Source organism: Tessaracoccus pujii (assembly GCF_054483895.1).
Genome location: NZ_CM137012.1, coordinates 633,453 through 648,824 on the forward strand (window position 1 = coordinate 633,453; position 15,372 = coordinate 648,824).

At 69.7% G+C, this 15,372-nt stretch carries 13 protein-coding genes; 12 read left to right on the top strand and 1 reads right to left on the bottom strand.

Annotated features, from left to right (window positions below):
* Positions 1–37 precede the first annotated feature (37 nt).
* The 9 genes from ACX1D0_RS03035 (at position 38) to ACX1D0_RS03075 (ending at position 11,338) form a co-directional block, all read left to right on the top strand.
* On the top strand, positions 38–2,785 hold the full coding sequence (locus ACX1D0_RS03035; protein WP_459020374.1) for a DEAD/DEAH box helicase: 2,748 nt from the start codon (positions 38–40) through the stop codon (positions 2,783–2,785).
* Positions 2,786–2,794: 9 nt separating this feature from the next.
* Entirely contained in the window at positions 2,795–3,556 is a 762-nt protein-coding gene (gene hisF / locus ACX1D0_RS03040; RefSeq protein ID WP_459019429.1) for an imidazole glycerol phosphate synthase subunit HisF, read from the top strand.
* On the top strand, positions 3,553–3,966 hold the full coding sequence (locus tag ACX1D0_RS03045; protein ID WP_459019430.1) for an HIT family protein: 414 nt from the start codon (positions 3,553–3,555) through the stop codon (positions 3,964–3,966). The genes hisF and ACX1D0_RS03045 overlap by 4 nt, the downstream gene beginning before the upstream one ends.
* 117 nt (positions 3,967–4,083) lie before the next feature.
* Entirely contained in the window at positions 4,084–4,569 is a 486-nt protein-coding gene (locus ACX1D0_RS03050) for an aromatic ring-opening dioxygenase LigA (protein WP_458993661.1), read from the top strand.
* 255 nt (positions 4,570–4,824) lie between these two features.
* Positions 4,825–6,567: an acetolactate synthase large subunit gene (locus ACX1D0_RS03055; protein ID WP_459019431.1), complete on the top strand. Its 1,743-nt coding sequence runs from the start codon at positions 4,825–4,827 to the stop codon at positions 6,565–6,567.
* The gene (gene ilvN, locus ACX1D0_RS03060) at positions 6,564–7,070 is read left to right on the top strand and encodes an acetolactate synthase small subunit (RefSeq protein WP_459019432.1); all 507 of its coding nucleotides are present in this window, start codon (positions 6,564–6,566) and stop codon (positions 7,068–7,070) included. The genes ACX1D0_RS03055 and ilvN overlap by 4 nt, the downstream gene beginning before the upstream one ends.
* Positions 7,071–7,093: 23 nt before the next feature.
* Positions 7,094–8,122: a ketol-acid reductoisomerase gene (gene ilvC / locus ACX1D0_RS03065; RefSeq protein WP_459019433.1), complete on the top strand. Its 1,029-nt coding sequence runs from the start codon at positions 7,094–7,096 to the stop codon at positions 8,120–8,122.
* Positions 8,123–8,319: 197 nt separating this feature from the next.
* Entirely contained in the window at positions 8,320–10,287 is a 1,968-nt protein-coding gene (locus ACX1D0_RS03070) for a PTS mannitol transporter subunit IICBA (RefSeq protein WP_459019434.1), read from the top strand.
* A 4-nt stretch (positions 10,288–10,291) separates the two neighbouring features.
* The gene (locus ACX1D0_RS03075) at positions 10,292–11,338 is read left to right on the top strand and encodes a zinc-dependent dehydrogenase (protein ID WP_459019435.1); all 1,047 of its coding nucleotides are present in this window, start codon (positions 10,292–10,294) and stop codon (positions 11,336–11,338) included.
* A 68-nt stretch (positions 11,339–11,406) separates the two neighbouring features.
* Here ACX1D0_RS03075 and ptsP read toward each other — a convergent pair whose 3' ends face one another.
* The gene (gene ptsP / locus ACX1D0_RS03080) at positions 11,407–13,071 is read right to left on the bottom strand and encodes a phosphoenolpyruvate--protein phosphotransferase (RefSeq protein WP_459019436.1); all 1,665 of its coding nucleotides are present in this window, start codon (positions 13,069–13,071) and stop codon (positions 11,407–11,409) included.
* 135 nt (positions 13,072–13,206) lie between these two features.
* Between ptsP and ACX1D0_RS03085 the strand changes: the two genes are divergently transcribed.
* The 3 genes from ACX1D0_RS03085 (at position 13,207) to ACX1D0_RS03095 (ending at position 15,356) form a co-directional block, all read left to right on the top strand.
* The gene (locus ACX1D0_RS03085; RefSeq protein ID WP_459019437.1) at positions 13,207–13,977 is read left to right on the top strand and encodes a DeoR/GlpR family DNA-binding transcription regulator; all 771 of its coding nucleotides are present in this window, start codon (positions 13,207–13,209) and stop codon (positions 13,975–13,977) included.
* Between the two features lie 85 nt (positions 13,978–14,062).
* Positions 14,063–15,049 carry a 1-phosphofructokinase family hexose kinase gene (locus ACX1D0_RS03090; protein WP_459019438.1) on the top strand — a complete coding sequence of 329 codons (987 nt, stop codon included), beginning with the start codon at positions 14,063–14,065 and terminating at the stop codon, positions 15,047–15,049.
* 40 nt (positions 15,050–15,089) lie between these two features.
* Entirely contained in the window at positions 15,090–15,356 is a 267-nt protein-coding gene (locus ACX1D0_RS03095; RefSeq protein WP_459019439.1) for an HPr family phosphocarrier protein, read from the top strand.
* The last annotated feature ends 16 nt before the right edge of the window (positions 15,357–15,372 follow it).

The following is a 15,372-nucleotide window of genomic DNA, read 5'->3' on the forward strand; positions in this document are numbered from 1 at the left end:
GGCACGCTGCTAGGTTGGGTGGGTGAGCACTGACGCCCTGCCCGACGAGGTGCGCGAGTTCGCCGCCCTCTACCCGTTCGGCCTGGACGAGTACCAGCTCGACGGGTGCCGCGAGCTGGCCCTGGGCCGTGGGGTTCTGGTGGCCGCCCCGACGGGGGCGGGCAAGACCGTGGTGGGTGAGTTCGCCGTGCACCTGGCCATCGCCGAGTCGCGCAAGTGCTTCTACACCACGCCCATCAAGGCGCTCTCCAATCAGAAGTACCACGACCTCGTGGACCGCTACGGACCGGAGAGGGTCGGCCTGCTGACCGGCGACACGTCCGTCAACGGCGACGCCCAGATCGTCGTGATGACCACCGAGGTGCTGCGCAACATGATCTACGCGGCATCCCCGACGCTGGGCAACCTCGGTTTCGTAGTCATGGACGAGGTGCATTACCTCGCGGACCGATTCCGCGGACCCGTGTGGGAGGAGGTCATCCTCGGGCTGGCCGAATCGGTGCAGATCGTGGCGTTGTCGGCCACCGTGAGCAACGTCGAGGATTTCGGCGAATGGCTGCGCACCGTGCGCGGCGAGTTCTCCATCGTGGTCTCCGAGCGCAGACCCGTCCCGCTGTACCAACACGTCCTGGTGGGGCGGCGCCTCATCGACCTGTTCGACGGTGTGGCGCCGACGGCCTCCGAGCTCCCGGCAGAGCGCCTGGCCAGGGTGAACCGCGAACTCCTCCAGGTGAGCAGGTCCGAGGCCACCCGCGTGCGCGACGACTCCCGGCGCCCCCGGGGGCGCAGCGGCAGAGGCAAGTCCGTGCTGGGTCAGGGATCGGGCCAGTACGGGGGGGCCACCCATCCGAAGTTCGCCGGGCGCCCCACCAGCCGCGGCGAGGTGGCGATCGCGCTCGAGCGGGCGTCCCTGCTTCCGGCGATCTACTTCATCTTCTCCCGCGTGGGCTGCGACGCGGCCGTGCGGCAGGTCTACGACGCCGGCATCATGCTGACCGACAGGGCGGAGGCCGGCCTCCTGGGAATCATCGCGGACCGCCACGTGGCGGGTCTCAGCGCCGAGGACCTGGAGGCGCTGCGCTACGAGGAGTTCCGCGAGGCGCTCACCGCCGGGGTCGCGGCGCACCATGCGGGCCAGCTGCCCGCGTTCAAGGCCATCGTCGAGGAGGCCTTCATCACCGGGGCCCTCAAGGTGGTCTTCGCCACCGAAACCCTCGCCCTGGGCATCAACATGCCGGCCCGGACCGTGGTGCTGGAGAAGCTGGTCAAGTACAACGGCGAGAGTCACGCGGACATCACCCCTGGGGAGTACACGCAGCTCACCGGGCGCGCGGGGCGTCGCGGCATCGACGTGGAGGGTCACGCCGTCGTCCTGTGGCAGCCCGGCATGGACCCGCGGGCGGTGGCCGGCCTGGCTTCGCGCCGCACCTACCCGCTGAAATCCAGCTTCGCCCCCACCTACAACATGGCCGTCAACCTCATGGCCACGCTGGGACGCGAGCGGGCGCGGGACCTGCTCAACCAGTCCTTCGCCCAGTTCCAGACGGACAAGTCGGTGGTCACGGCAGCGCGCGTCGGTCGGCAGCTCCAGGCGGACCTGGACCGCGCGGCGGTCGCGCTCGAATGCCACCTGGGCGACTTCATGAGCTACGCGCGCATCAGGGACGAGATCTCTCGGCTCGAGGCCTCCTCGTCCAAGTCGCGCCGGGTAGAGCAGAGCGAGGTCGCGGCGGAGAGCCTCACCACCCTCCTGCCCGGCGACATCGTCCACGTGCCCGGGCAGGGGTGGTCGGTGGTGCTGCGCGTGGGCCAGAAGGCCCACCGCGACGCCGAACCATGGGCGCAGATCATCTCGGGGGACCACACCGTGCTGAAGCTGCAGCCGCACGACCTCACCGGCCCGATCAGCCCCGTGGGACGGGTTCGGGTGCCACGCGACTTCTCGGTGCGGGACCGCAAGGACCGCCGCTCGCTGCTGTCGGCGATGTCGGCCAAGGTGGAGGCGCTGGATCCTGATGTGCCCGTCAGGGCGCAGCGCAGCGACGACGCGGTGGAGCGGGAGATCAGGCAGCTCCGGGCGGACCTCCGGGCCCATCCATGCCACGAGTGCCCGGAGCGCGAGCTGCACGCCGTGGAGGCCGCACGGGTGCTGCGCCTCGAGCGCGAGGCGACGCGTGCGGAGGCCGAGGTGAGTGGCCGGGCCAACTCGCTGGCGCGGCAGTTCGACCGTGTGACCGCGGTGCTGGAAGACCTGGGCTACCTCGACGGCGATGAGCTGACCGATGCCGGCCGCATGCTGCGCCGGATCTACAACGAGCTGGACCTGGTGGCCGCCGAGTGCGTCCGCCGCGACATCTTCGCCGGGCTCACGCCCCCGCAGCTGGCCGCGGTGCTGTCCACGTTGCTGTACGAGTCGCGGCCCACGCGGGACGCGGCGCCGCCGCGGATGCCGGACGCCGCGTCGGAGCGGGCCCAGTCCGAGCTGCGCACGGTCTGGCGCGAGGTGGGCCTGTTGGAGCGCCAGCACCAGCGCGACCGCGGGCGCGAGCCGGACATCGGGTTCGCCGAGGCGGCGTGGCGGTGGGCCAGCGGACAGGACCTGGCGAAGGTCCTCCGGCACACGAGCCTCTCGGCGGGTGACTTCGTGCGGTGGGTGCGCCAGGTGATCGACCTTGCCGGGCAGCTGGCCACGGCCACGGGCCCAGGCGATCTGCGCCGGACGTGTCACGAGGCGGCGGACGCGATGCGCCGCGGCGTGGTGGCGGCCGACCTGACGGAGGATTAGGTTAGGCGCATGGCCGTAGCCCTGCGCGTGATTCCCTGCCTCGACGTTCACGACGGCAGGGTGGTCAAGGGCGTCAACTTCCGGCACCTGCGGGATGCGGGCGACCCTGTCGAGTTGGCCGCGCGCTATTCGGCGGCCGGGGCCGATGAGTTGACGTTCCTGGACATCTCCGCGTCGTCGGACGGGCGCGCGACCACCCGCGACATGGTGGCGCGGTGCGCCGAGACCGTGTTCATCCCTCTGACGGTGGGCGGTGGGGTCCGCGAGGTCGCGGACGTGGATCTGCTTCTCCGCAGCGGGGCGGACAAGGTGGGCATCAACACCGGTGCGCTGGCGCGTCCGGGCGTGATCGACGAGATCTCGCGGACCTTCGGAGACCAGGTGCTTGTGCTCTCCCTGGACGCGCGCCGCGAGGAGGGCATGCCGTCGGGCTTCGGGGTCACCACGCATGGGGGCCGGCGCTCCGCCGGCGTGGACGCCATCGCCTGGGCGAAGGAGGCCTGTGGGCGGGGGGTGGGGGAGATCCTCCTCAACTCCATGGACGCCGACGGAACCACGGACGGGTTCGACATCGAGATGATCCGGGCCGTGCGGGCGGTGGTCGACGTGCCGCTCATCGCCTCCGGGGGGGCCGGGACGGTGGAGCACTTCGTCGCCGCGGCGGAGGCCGGCGCCGACGCCGTGCTCGCTGCCAGCGTCTTCCACTACGCCACGCTCACGATCGACGAGGTCAAGGCGGGCCTGCGCGCGGCGGGCTTCGAGGTGAGATGAGAGAGGGAAGCATGGACTGCCTGTTCTGCGCCATCGTCGCGGGGGAGATCCCGGCGCGGATGATCTACGAGGACGATGCGGCGATCGCCTTCCTCGACATTCAGCCCTGGCAGGAGGGACACGCGCTGGTGGTGCCGCGCCGCCACACCGTCGACGCCCTCTCCGACGATGCGGTCCTCGCCGAGATCGGACCGGCCGTGGCGCGCGTGGGCAGGCTCCTGAAGGAGCGCCTCGGGGCGGATGCGTGCAACATCCTCTCCAACGCCGGGCCGGTGTCCGGGCAGGAGGTGCTGCACACCCACGTGCACGTACTACCGCGGTACGCGGACAATCCCGGTATCGGCGGGATGCGGGGCCCTGTTGCCTCCGACCTCGACGCGGTGTGGGCGACGGTGACCCGGAGGGGGTAACACCCGCTGCGCGTCTTAATACCACCCCCCCCGTTGGGGTCAAGAGAGGCTGTACTAGATTGACGTCTGTCATCGGGACGCCGACGCGTCCCCCACAGATACAGAAGGGGACCTCACATGAAGGCCACCAAGATCGCCGGGATCGTCTCGATCGTCGCCGGCATCGTCATGATTGTTGCCGGCGCCCTCACCTGGGGCACCGTCAGCTCGCAGCTCGCCGCCGAGAACATCACGGTGCCCGGCGACTCCACGTTCATGGGCGGCGCCTACGCGGGCAAGACCGTCTCCGGTCCGGTCACCGCGTATGCGCAGGCGGAGATCATCAACGTCCACTCCCTCGCCGGCGCCGACGGCAAGACCTACGCCGAGCTCGGCGCCCTGGCCCGGGAAGCCAAGGAGGCCGGTGACACCGAGGCAGCCGAGGCCTACACCGCTCAGAAAACCAGAGCCATGAACGGTTCCTTCCTCCGCGCGTCGCTGTTCACCTCCGTCGTGTCCTACGGCGTGGCCGCACTGGTCATCGGGCTGGGCTTCCTCTTCGCCGTCATCGGCTGGGCCCTGACCACCATCCGCACCGTCGAGGGTCGCCCCGTCACCGAGTGACCTTGTCGACCCCGTGAGACGGCGGCCCGGACATGCGTCCGGGTCGCCGTCTTACATTGTGGAAGACCCGCCGGGATCGCTTGACAGGGTGCCGATCACGGGCAAAGGTGTACCCATGCCCATGAGCTGGCTCGTCGTAATTCCCTAAGCGCTTCACGTCACCACAGACCGAAGCGCTCCCTCGTGTGCCCGATACGGGCGGCGGGGGTTTTTTCTTGGGATGACCCAGGCGAGCAATCACGGAAGGGAGAGGCAATGACGCAGAAGGACGGTCAAGTCATGACGGGGGCGCAGGCGCTCGTCGAATCGCTGGAACGGATGGGTGTCGACGTAGCTTTCGGCATTCCGGGCGGCGCCATTCTTCCCCTCTACGACCCCCTCTTCGATTCGACGATCCGCCACATCCTGGTGCGCCACGAGCAGGGCGGCGGCCACGCCGCCGAGGGGTACGCCATGAGCTCCGGCCGGGTGGGCGTGTGCATCGCGACGTCCGGCCCAGGCGCCACCAACCTGGTCACGCCCATCGCCAACGCGTACATGGACTCCACGCCGCTGGTGGCGATCACCGGCCAGGTGAACAGCCACTCCATCGGTACCGACGCCTTCCAGGAGGCCGATATCCGCGGCATCACGATGCCGATCACGAAGCACAGCTTCCTGATCAAGCGAGTCGCGGACATCCCGCTGGCCATCCAGGAGGCGTTCCACATCGCGGCCACCGGCCGTCCTGGACCGGTCCTGGTGGACATCGCCAAGGACGCCCTCGCCGGATCGGGCCCGTTCGTGTGGCCTCAGGAGTTGGACCTTCCCGGTTACCGTCCCACGGTCAAGCCGCACTCCCGCCAGGTCAGGGCCGCTGCGAAGATGATCTCGGAGTCGAAGCGGCCGGTGCTCTACGTGGGCGGCGGCGTCGCGCTCGCGAAGGCCGCCCCCGAACTGGCGGAATTCGTCGAGAGGACCCGCATCCCCGTCGTCACCACCCTCATGGCCCGCGGCCAGTTCCCGGACAGCCACGAGCTGAACATGGGAATGCCGGGCATGCACGGCACGGTCGCGGCGGTGGGGGCGCTCCAGAAGTCGGACCTGCTCATCGCGCTCGGAACCCGCTTCGACGACCGCGTCACCGGCAAGCTGGACAGTTTCGCCCCGCACGCCAAGGTCATCCACGCCGACGTGGATCCCGCCGAGATCGGGAAGAACAAGGCCGTCGACGTCCCGATCGTCGGAGACGTCAGGGAGACCCTCAAGGAACTCAACGAGGCCATCCAGGCGTACCCGGCCCCTGAGGCGGACGCCTGGCGTCACCGCCTCGCCACCATGAAGGCTCGCTACCAGCCCCGTTGGGACGAGGCGCCCGACGGCCGGCTGTCCCCGCAGGAGGTGATCCAGCGGATCGGTCAACTGAGCCCGTCGGACACCATCTACGTCTCCGGCGTGGGCCAGCACCAGATGTGGTGCGCGCACTTCCTACCGCACGAGAAGCCGGGCACCTGGATCAACTCCGGCGGAGCCGGAACCATGGGATTCTGCGTGCCCGCCGCCATGGGCGCCAAGGTGGCCAACCCGGACACGACGGTGTGGGGCATCGACGGGGACGGCTGCTTCCAGATGACCAACCAGGAGCTCGTCACCTGCGCGCTCAACAACATCCCGATCAAGATCGCCATCATCAACAACAACGCGCTCGGCATGGTGCGCCAGTGGCAGTCGCTGTTCTACGAGGGCCGGTATTCCAACACGGACCTGTCGACGGACTCCCTGCCCAACTTCCCGAAGCTCGCTGAGGCGATGGGATGCGTGGGTCTGCGGGCCACCAACGAGGTGGAGATGGAAGCCGCGATCCAGCAGGCGCTGGAGATCAACGACCGCCCGGTCGTCGTCGAATTCGTGGTCCACAAGGACGCGATGGTGTGGCCGATGGTGCCCGCCGGTGTCAGCAACGATGAGATCCGCGTGGCCCGCGACATGGCCCCCGAGTGGGAAGAGGAAGTGCTGTGAAGAACCACACCCTGAGCATCCTGGTGTCCAACCGCCCAGGCGTGCTGACCCGGATAGCTGCGCTCTTCTCGCGTCGCGGGTTCAACATCCAGTCACTCGCGGTCGGGCCCACCGAGCGCGAGGAGGTGTCGCGGATGACGGTGGTGGCGCAGGTCGAGGACGACGCCACCCTCGAGCAGATCGTCAAGCAGCTGAACAAGCTCATCGAGGTGCGCAAGGTCCTCGAGCTGGGTACCTCGGCCGTGCGTCGCGAGATGATGCTGGTCAAGGTCCGGGCGGACGTCACCTCCCGCAGCCAGGTCATCGACGTGGTCAGCCTGTTCCGCGGCAAGGCCGTGGACGTGTCGGCCGAATCGATCACGGTCGAGGCCACGGGCAGCGACGAGAAGCTCGCCGCCCTCCTCGAGATGCTCGCGCCGCACGGGATCATCGAGCTGGTGCAGTCCGGACAGGTGGCGCTCACCCGGGGCGCCCGGAGCATGTCAGAACACAAAGCGAAGTAACACAGCACTCAAAAGGAGAACCCATGGCAGAAATGTTCTACGACAACGACGCCGACCTGTCGATCATCCAGGGTCGCCACGTCGCCGTCATCGGCTACGGCTCGCAGGGCCACGCCCACGCGCTCAGCCTGCGTGACTCGGGCGTCGACGTGCGCGTGGGGCTGCGCCCCGGCTCGCCGTCGGCCGCGAAGGCCGAGGCCGAAGGCCTGCGGGTTCTCCCGGTGGGCGAGGCCGTCGAGGAGGCGGACCTCATCATGATCCTGGCCCCTGACCAGGTCCAGCGCACCGTGTACAAGGAGGAGATCGAGCCGCACCTGACCAAGGGCGACGCGCTGTTCTTCGCCCACGGCTTCAACATCCGCTTCGGCTACATCACCCCGCCGGAGGGCGTGGACGTGTGCATGGTGGCCCCCAAGGGCCCGGGGCACCTGGTGCGCCGCGAGTACGCCAACGGTCGCGGCGTGCCGGCGATCATCGCCGTCGAGAAGGACGAGACCGGCAACGCCTGGCCCCTGGCACTCAGCTACGCCAAGGCCATCGGCGCCCTCCGCGCCGGCGGGATCAAGACCACCTTCACCGAGGAGACCGAGACCGACCTCTTCGGCGAGCAGGCCGTGCTGTGCGGCGGCGCCTCCGCCCTGGTGCAGGCGGGCTTCGAGACCCTGGTGGAGGCCGGCTACCAGCCTGAGGTGGCCTACTTCGAGTGCCTGCACGAGCTGAAGCTCATCGTGGACCTCATGTACGAGGGCGGCATCGCCAAGCAGCGCTGGAGCGTCTCCGACACCGCCGAGTACGGCGACTACGTCTCCGGTCCGCGCGTCATCGACGCCCGGGTCAAGGAGAACATGAAAGCTGTCCTGACCGACATCCAGAACGGGACCTTCGCCAAGCGGTTCATCGACGATCAGGACGCCGGGGCTCCGGAGTTCAAGGCGCTGCGGGCCAAGGGCGAGGCGCACCCCATCGAGGAGACCGGACGCGAACTGCGTGGGCTGATGAGCTGGGTCAAGACCGACGACACCGACTACGTCGAGGGCTCCGCCGCCCGCTGATCTAGCACGAAAGAGGGGCCCGTGACCACGGTCACGGGCCCCTCTTGTTGCGCGGCACCCACTAAAACAACACGATCCCACAAATATCTGTGGTGTTTACTTGACTTTGGGTTGGTTTGCCTTCAGGATTGCCACGTGGGTCAGCGCCCACCCGGCTGCGCATCGAAGCGTCGACCGGCCGATCACGGGAGAAGATGATGACCGCTCTTCCTGACGCACGCGTCAACAAGAACTTGGAGGGTCCCGGCCTGCGGGCAGGGATCCAGAAATTCGGTGGCTACCTGGCCGGCATGATCATGCCGAACATCGGTGCGTTCATCGCCTGGGGCCTGATCACGGCTCTGTTCATCGAGACGGGCTGGCTGCCGAATGCCACCCTGGCGGGCCTCGTCGGCCCCATGTTGTACTTCCTTCTGCCGATCCTCATCGGCCACACGGGTGGCCGGATGGTGCACGGCCAGCGCGGCGCGGTGATCGGCGCCATCGCGACCGCCGGTGTGATCATCGGCGGTATCACCGAGTTCGCCACGCTCAGCGGCACGCCGATGTTCCTCGGCGCGATGATCATGGGCCCCGCCGCGGCCTACGCGCTCCGCGTGTTCGACCGCGCCATCGAGGGCAAGGTGCGCCCCGGATTCGAGATGGTGGTGGACAACTTCTCGCTCGGCATCATCGGGATGCTGCTCGCGCTGCTCGGGACCCTCGGCGTGGGCCCCGTGGTGGCCGCCATCGTGACCGTGCTGTCGGCCGGCGTGAACTGGCTGGTCGCCGCGAACCTGCTGCCGCTGGCGTCGCTCTTCGTCGAACCCGGCAAGGTGCTGTTCCTCAACAACGCGATCAACCACGGCATCTTCACACCGCTCGCGGCCATGGATGTCCAGACCGCCGGCCAGTCCATCCTCTACATGGTCGAGTCGAATCCCGGCGCCGGCCTGGGTCTGCTGACCGCCTTCATGCTCTTCGGCCCCAGGTCGCTGCGCGCCTCCACGTCAGGCGCCATCGTGATCCACTTCCTCGGCGGCATCCACGAGATCTACTTCCCCTACATCCTGATGCGCCCGGTGATGCTGCTGGCCATGATCGCGGGCTCCATGTCCGGCCTGTTCGTCGCCACCACCCTCAACGCGGGGCTGGTCGCCCCGCCGTCGCCCGGCTCCATCCTGGCCTACTTCGCCGTGACACCTCCCGGCGGGCACCTCCCGATGATCCTCACCGTGCTCACCGCGGCTGTGGTGTCGTTCCTGGTGGCCTCCGCGTTGCTGAAGTTCGGCCGGGGCTCCGACGACACCGTCGAGGCCGCGGAGGCGGCACTGGCGTCCTCCGGCGCCCTCGGCGACGGCGTGAGCATCCTCGGTTCCGCCGTCCGCAAGGTGGTCATCGCGTGTGACGCGGGCATGGGCTCCTCGGTCATGGTGGCGAGCCAGATGCGCAAGCGCCTGTCCCCCTACGGCGTCGAGGTGATCCACACGCCGGTCGATCAGATCCCCACCGACGCTCAGGTGGTGCTGACGCACGAGGGCCTCGCGGACCGGGCCGCCAAGCGCGTCCCCGGCACCGTCGTCGTCCCCTTCGCCTCCTACCTCGGCGACCCGGCCTTCGATCGTGTCGAGCTCGCGATCCGCGAGGGACGCACCCTCACCGCGACCGGCGTCGGCGAACCGGAGGGGGAGCCCATCTCGTCAGCCGCACCCGCCGCCACCACAGCGACGCTCGCCCGCCCCAGGAAGCGGCTCGCTCCCGGCCTCCTGCCGCGACAGAACGTGCGCCTCGGCCTCTCCGCCGCCGGCAAGGACGATGCCATCCGCCAGGCCGGGCAGGTCCTGGTGGCCTGCGGTGCTGCCGATCCGGCCTACGTGGACGGCATGCTCGCCCGCGAGCTGCAGACCACGACCTTCCTCGGCCAGGGCGTCGCGATCCCGCACGGCACCAACGAGGCACGCGCCCACATCAGGTCGGCGGCGCTAGGGTTCCTCCAGTACCCCGAGGGCGTCGACTGGGACGGCCACGTCGTCAACGTCGTCATCCCCATCGCCTCCAACAGCGACGAGCACGTCTCGCTCCTCGCCGCACTGGCCACCACGCTGGCGGACAAGGCCCGCGCCGAGCGGCTCCGCGCTGCCACCACCGTCGACGAGGTCCTGAGCCTCCTGACCCCCGAGGACTGAACCGATGAAAGCACTGCGATTCCACGCCCCCGGAGACGTCCGGCTCGAGGATGTTCCCGAGCCCGACTGTGGCCCGGAAGAGGTCAAGATCCGGGTCCGCAACTGCTCCACCTGCGGCACCGACGTCAAGATCCGCGCCAACGGGCACGTCAACATCACCCGCGTCACCACGATGGGCCATGAGATCGCGGGCGAGGTGGTGGAGGTGGGGGAGCAGTCGCTGGGCGGCTTCGCCGTCGGGGACCGCGTCCAGGTGATCGCCGCCGTGCCGTGCGGCGACTGCCACGAGTGCCGCAAGGGCTGGATGGCCGTGTGCCAGAATCAGACCTCCGTGGGCTACCAGTACGACGGGGGGTTCGCCGAGTACATGATCGTTCCCCGCGAGGTACTCCGGGTCGATGGGCTCAACCGCATCCCGGAGGGCGTCGGTTTCGACGAGGCCTCCGCGGTCGAGCCGTTCGCCTGCGCCATCAACGCGCAGGAACAGCTCGGCATCGAGGAGGGGGACTTCGTCGTGGTGTTCGGCGCCGGACCCATCGGCTGCATGCACATCCGCATCGCGCGGGGGGTGCACAAGGTGGGCACGATCGTCCTGGTCGACATCAACGCCGAACGCCTCGCCATGTCGGCCGAGGCCGTGCAGCCGGACGCGACGATCGACGCGTCCAGTACCGACGTCGTCGCCGAAGTCATGCGGATGACCGACGGGCGCGGCGCGGACGTGGTGATCACGGCCACCCCGGCCAACGTGAACCAGGAGCAGGCGATCGCCATGGCCGCCCGTAACGGCCGGATCTCCTTCTTCGGCGGCCTGCCGAAGACGGATCCCACCATCACGTGCGACAGCAACCTGGTGCACTACCGCCAGCTGCACATCCACGGTGCCAACGGCTCTGCGCCGAGGCATCACCGGGATGCGCTCGCGTACATCGCCTCTGGTCAGATCCCGGTGAAGGACCTGATCACGCGACGCGTCGCGCTCACCGACGCGCTCACGGCCTTCGACATCGTCGCCCGCGGCGAGGCGATCAAGGTCACCGTCGAGCCCTGACCGCACTGCGGCCGACGCGAAGGGGCCGGGCACCGTCTGGTGCCCGGCCCCTTCGCGTGGTGGCTCGCTCAGCCGAGCAGCGACAGCGCGAGGTCCTTCGCGTCGCGCGCGTTGCGGCTGGCCACCACGCGTAGCGCCGCGTCCCGGCACTGATCTGCGGTCACCCGGCCCAACTGCACCCCCACCGACGGGATCGCCGTCGCGGCCATCGACAGCGAGGACACGCCAAGTCCGACGAGGACGCAGGCGAGCAGCGGATCGGCGGCGGCCTCGCCGCAGACCCCGACGGGCTTTCCGGCCGACACCCCGGCTTCGGCCGCCAGCTGGATCAGGCGCAGCACTGCGGGCTGCCACGGATCGGTGAGGAGGGCCAGGGAGCTCGACATCCGGTCCGCGGCCAGCGCGTACTGGGTGAGGTCGTTGGTGCCGATGGAGAAGAAGTCCACCTCGGCGAGGAACTGCTCGGCCAGGAGGGCCACCGACGGCACCTCGACCATGATGCCGGGCTTGAGGCCACGGGTGCGGCACTGGGCCGCGAACTCGAACGCCTCGTCGACGGTGGCCACCATGGGTGCCATCACCCACGCTTCCGCCACGCCTGCGTCGTCCGCGGCGAGCGCGATGGCGTCGAGCTGGCGCTCGATCAGTCCCGGATTCGTCCAGCCCAGCCGGATGCCGCGCACCCCGAGCGCGGGGTTGGCCTCGTCGTCGTGGTTCGCGAACGGCACGGGCTTGTCCGAGCCGGCGTCCAGGGTGCGGACCACCACCTTGCGGCCGCTGAAGGCGGCGAACACCTCGCCGTAGATCCGGGCCTGCTCCTGGATGCTGGGCTCGGTCTGCGCGGTGAGGAAACACAGCTCCGTGCGGAACAGTCCCACGCCCTCAGCCTCCGACCTGGCCGAGACCCGCGCGGCGGCACCGTCCTGCACGTTGGCCAGCAGTGTGACGCGTGCGCCCTCCGCTGTCCGCGCGGGGCCGCGCCAGGAGCGGATCTCGGCGCGCAGCTGACGGTCACGGCGCATGCGCTCCGCGGCCGCGTCGGCGTCGGGATGCATCGTGATGATGCCGGTCGTGCCGTCGACGAGCAGGGGTGTGCCCTCCTCGACAGTGTCCAGCGCGGCGGCGGCCACGATGCACGGGATCCCCAGCTGCCGGGCGATGATCGCCGTGTGGCTGGTGGGCCCGCCGAGCCGGGTGACGAGCGCCGTGATCAGTGCCGGATCCAGTCCCGCGGTATCGGCGGGGGCCAGATCGTCGGCGCACAGCACCACCGGCGCCGACGGTGTCGGGATGCCCGGCTCGGGGAGGCCAAGCAGCTCGGCCACGACGCGGTTACGGATGTCGCGGAGGTCGGTGGCGCGCTCGGCCATGAGACCGCCGAGCTGGAGGAGCTGGGCGACGAAGCCCTCGAGCGCCGTGGCCGCCGCCGATTCGGCGGGTGTTCCGGCGGCGATGAGCTTCTTGGCGGCGCGAAGCCAGCCGCGATCCTTGGCCAGGCCCGCCGTCGCGGCGAGGACCTCAGCCGCGACACCGGTGGCGAGCGTCGCGCGCTCCTCGTAGCGTGCCGCCACCGCTGAGGCGGCGGCGGCGAACCGCAGCTCCTCCGGGGCGCGGTCCTGCTCTTCGATCTGAGGGCGCGCCGGGGGTGTGGCGACGGCAGGGCGCGTCCAGGCGGCTGGCGCGTAGGCGACACCGGCGACGACACCGGTGCCCCGAAGGGATATCGATTCCATGTTTCCTCCACAATGAGGGGTGTTGTACGACTATCGTCGCCTCCAAACGGCACGAAGTCAACATAAACACAGGTCCGATGATGTTGGATCGGCTTGGACTGGAGCCCGCGGGCTCCCATGGGTGGAGGGGTTCGCATGTACGCGGAGGAGCGGCAGCACGAGATCGTCACGTTGGCCAGGGGATTGGGCAGGGTTGCGGTGACCGAACTCGCCGTCCGGTTCGCCGTGACGCCGGAGACGATCAGGCGCGATCTCGACGCGTTGGCCACGCGTGGACTGTTGAGCCGGGTCCACGGCGGCGCGGTGCCGGCGGACAAGCTGTGGCTGACGGAGGCACCAGTGGGGCAACGCGAGGCCACGTCGCAGGACGAGAAGCTCGCGATCGCGGCCCACGCGGTGACGATGCTGCCGCGCCGCGATCAACTCACGGTGCTGCTCGATGCGGGCACGACCACGGCGAGGGTGGGGGCGCTCCTGCCGGAGTGGGTCTCCACGGTGGTCACCAACTCGGTGCCGACGGCCTCGGCGTTGGCCGATCGCGCGGGTGTGGAGGTGCTGCTGCTCGGGGGTCAGGTCCGGGGGCTCACGCAGGCCACCGTCGGCGCCGAGGCGCAGGCCATGCTGGCGCGCTTGCGGGTGGACGTCGCGTTCCTCGGGACGAACGGCTTCTCGGTGGACCACGGTTTCTCGACACCGGACCCGGCCGAGGCCGCGATCAAGAGCGCGATGATGAGTGCTGCACGGGAGGTCTACGTGCTGGCCGACGCCACCAAGTTCGGAGCCGACTACCTGGTGCAGTTCGCCGCTCTCGGGGACGTGGACGCCCTCGTCACGGATGACCGATTGGCTGAAGCCTCCAGGAGTGCCCTGGAGGCGGCTGACCTGCGCGTCGTCGTCGCCCCCTGAGAATGTGGGTTTATGTCGGTTTCCCTTGCTTTGCTTCCGGAAGTGGCGTATAAACGTCTACAAGCGAAGCCTCAAGGGAGCGGACATGGTCGACAACGTCGCACGCAGAGTGGTCACCTTCACGGCCAACCCCAGCATCGACAGGACGCTCACCCTCGACCGGCCGTTGGAGCGGGGGCAGGTCCTCCGCGCGAGCGGCGTCACGGAACAGGCCGCCGGCAAGGGGGTGAACGTGGCGCGCGTGGTCAGTTCGGCCGGGTTGCCCGTCACGGTGGTCGCGGCCGCCCTGGACCGGGGTTTCCGGGCGCTGGCGGAACGCGCTGAGCGGCCCCTGACCGTTCTGGGCCAGATGCTCGACGACGGCCGCCGCGTGCGGATGAACACCACCGTCACCGAACCCGACGGCACCACCACCAAGCTCAACGAGCCCGGCCCCGCGCTGACCGACGCGCAGCTCGAGGTGGCCGCTGACATGCTGGTCGACGTCGCCCAGGGCGCGGCATGGGTGACACTGGCCGGCTCTCTGCCCCCCGGCGTCCCGGACGACTGGTACGCGCGCCTGGTCGGCCGCCTGGCCGGTCTGGGGTGCCGTATCGCGGTCGACACGTCGGGTCCTGCGCTCGATGCCCTCCTCGCCGCACCGTCGGTGAACCTCGACCTCATCAAGCCCAACGCCGAGGAACTGGCCCAGCTCACCGGCGGCGACCCGGCAGCGCTCGAAGACGCCGCGGACAGGGGCGATGTGAGCGGCGTCGTCGCGGCCGCCCGGCGCCTCCATGAGCGCGGCATCCGCGCCGTCCTCGTCACCCTCGGTGGCGCCGGGGCCGTGCTCGTCACCGGCGAGGGGGCCTGGTTCGCCCAAGCGCCGCGCATCGACGTGCGCAGCACCGTCGGGGCAGGGGACTCGGCGGTCGCGGGATACATCCTCGCGGAGGTTGCCGGAGCGGACCCCGCTCATCGCCTCGCCTCCTCCGTCGCCTACGGCTCCGCGGCGGCGGAGCTGCCCGGCACGACGCTGCCGACGCCGGCAGACGTGACGGCCCACCAGATCGACGTCGTCGCACTCAGCTGACCGGCCGAGCCGCACACGCACCACACAGGAAGACACCACCATGGCATCCATCACAGTCACCGTCGGCTCCTCCGTCGGCCTCCACGCCCGTCCGGCGGCGATCGTCGCCGAGGCGGCCGGCGCCTACGACGACGACATCACCCTCCGGATCGCGGGCACCCCCGAGGACGAGGGCGTCGACGCAGCGTCGAGCCTCATGATCATGACGCTGGGGGCCTCCGCGGGCGCTCAGGTCACCGTCGAGTCCGATAACGCGGAGGCCGTCGCGGCGCTCGGGGCGTTGATCGAGCAGGATCTCGACGCCTGACACTCGCGAGCACGGC

Coding starts and splice junctions, on each gene's coding strand:
- ACX1D0_RS03070 (WP_459019434.1), top strand. CDS start 8,320: ATGACCGCTCTTCCTGACGCACGCGTCAACAAGAACTTGGAGGGTCCC.
- ACX1D0_RS03055 (WP_459019431.1), top strand. CDS start 4,825: ATGACGCAGAAGGACGGTCAAGTCATGACGGGGGCGCAGGCGCTCGTC.
- hisF (WP_459019429.1), top strand. CDS start 2,795: ATGGCCGTAGCCCTGCGCGTGATTCCCTGCCTCGACGTTCACGACGGC.
- ptsP (WP_459019436.1), bottom strand. CDS start 13,071: ATGGAATCGATATCCCTTCGGGGCACCGGTGTCGTCGCCGGTGTCGCC.
- ACX1D0_RS03045 (WP_459019430.1), top strand. CDS start 3,553: ATGAGAGAGGGAAGCATGGACTGCCTGTTCTGCGCCATCGTCGCGGGG.
- ACX1D0_RS03075 (WP_459019435.1), top strand. CDS start 10,292: ATGAAAGCACTGCGATTCCACGCCCCCGGAGACGTCCGGCTCGAGGAT.
- ACX1D0_RS03050 (WP_458993661.1), top strand. CDS start 4,084: ATGAAGGCCACCAAGATCGCCGGGATCGTCTCGATCGTCGCCGGCATC.
- ilvC (WP_459019433.1), top strand. CDS start 7,094: ATGGCAGAAATGTTCTACGACAACGACGCCGACCTGTCGATCATCCAG.
- ACX1D0_RS03090 (WP_459019438.1), top strand. CDS start 14,063: ATGGTCGACAACGTCGCACGCAGAGTGGTCACCTTCACGGCCAACCCC.
- ACX1D0_RS03085 (WP_459019437.1), top strand. CDS start 13,207: ATGTACGCGGAGGAGCGGCAGCACGAGATCGTCACGTTGGCCAGGGGA.
- ACX1D0_RS03095 (WP_459019439.1), top strand. CDS start 15,090: ATGGCATCCATCACAGTCACCGTCGGCTCCTCCGTCGGCCTCCACGCC.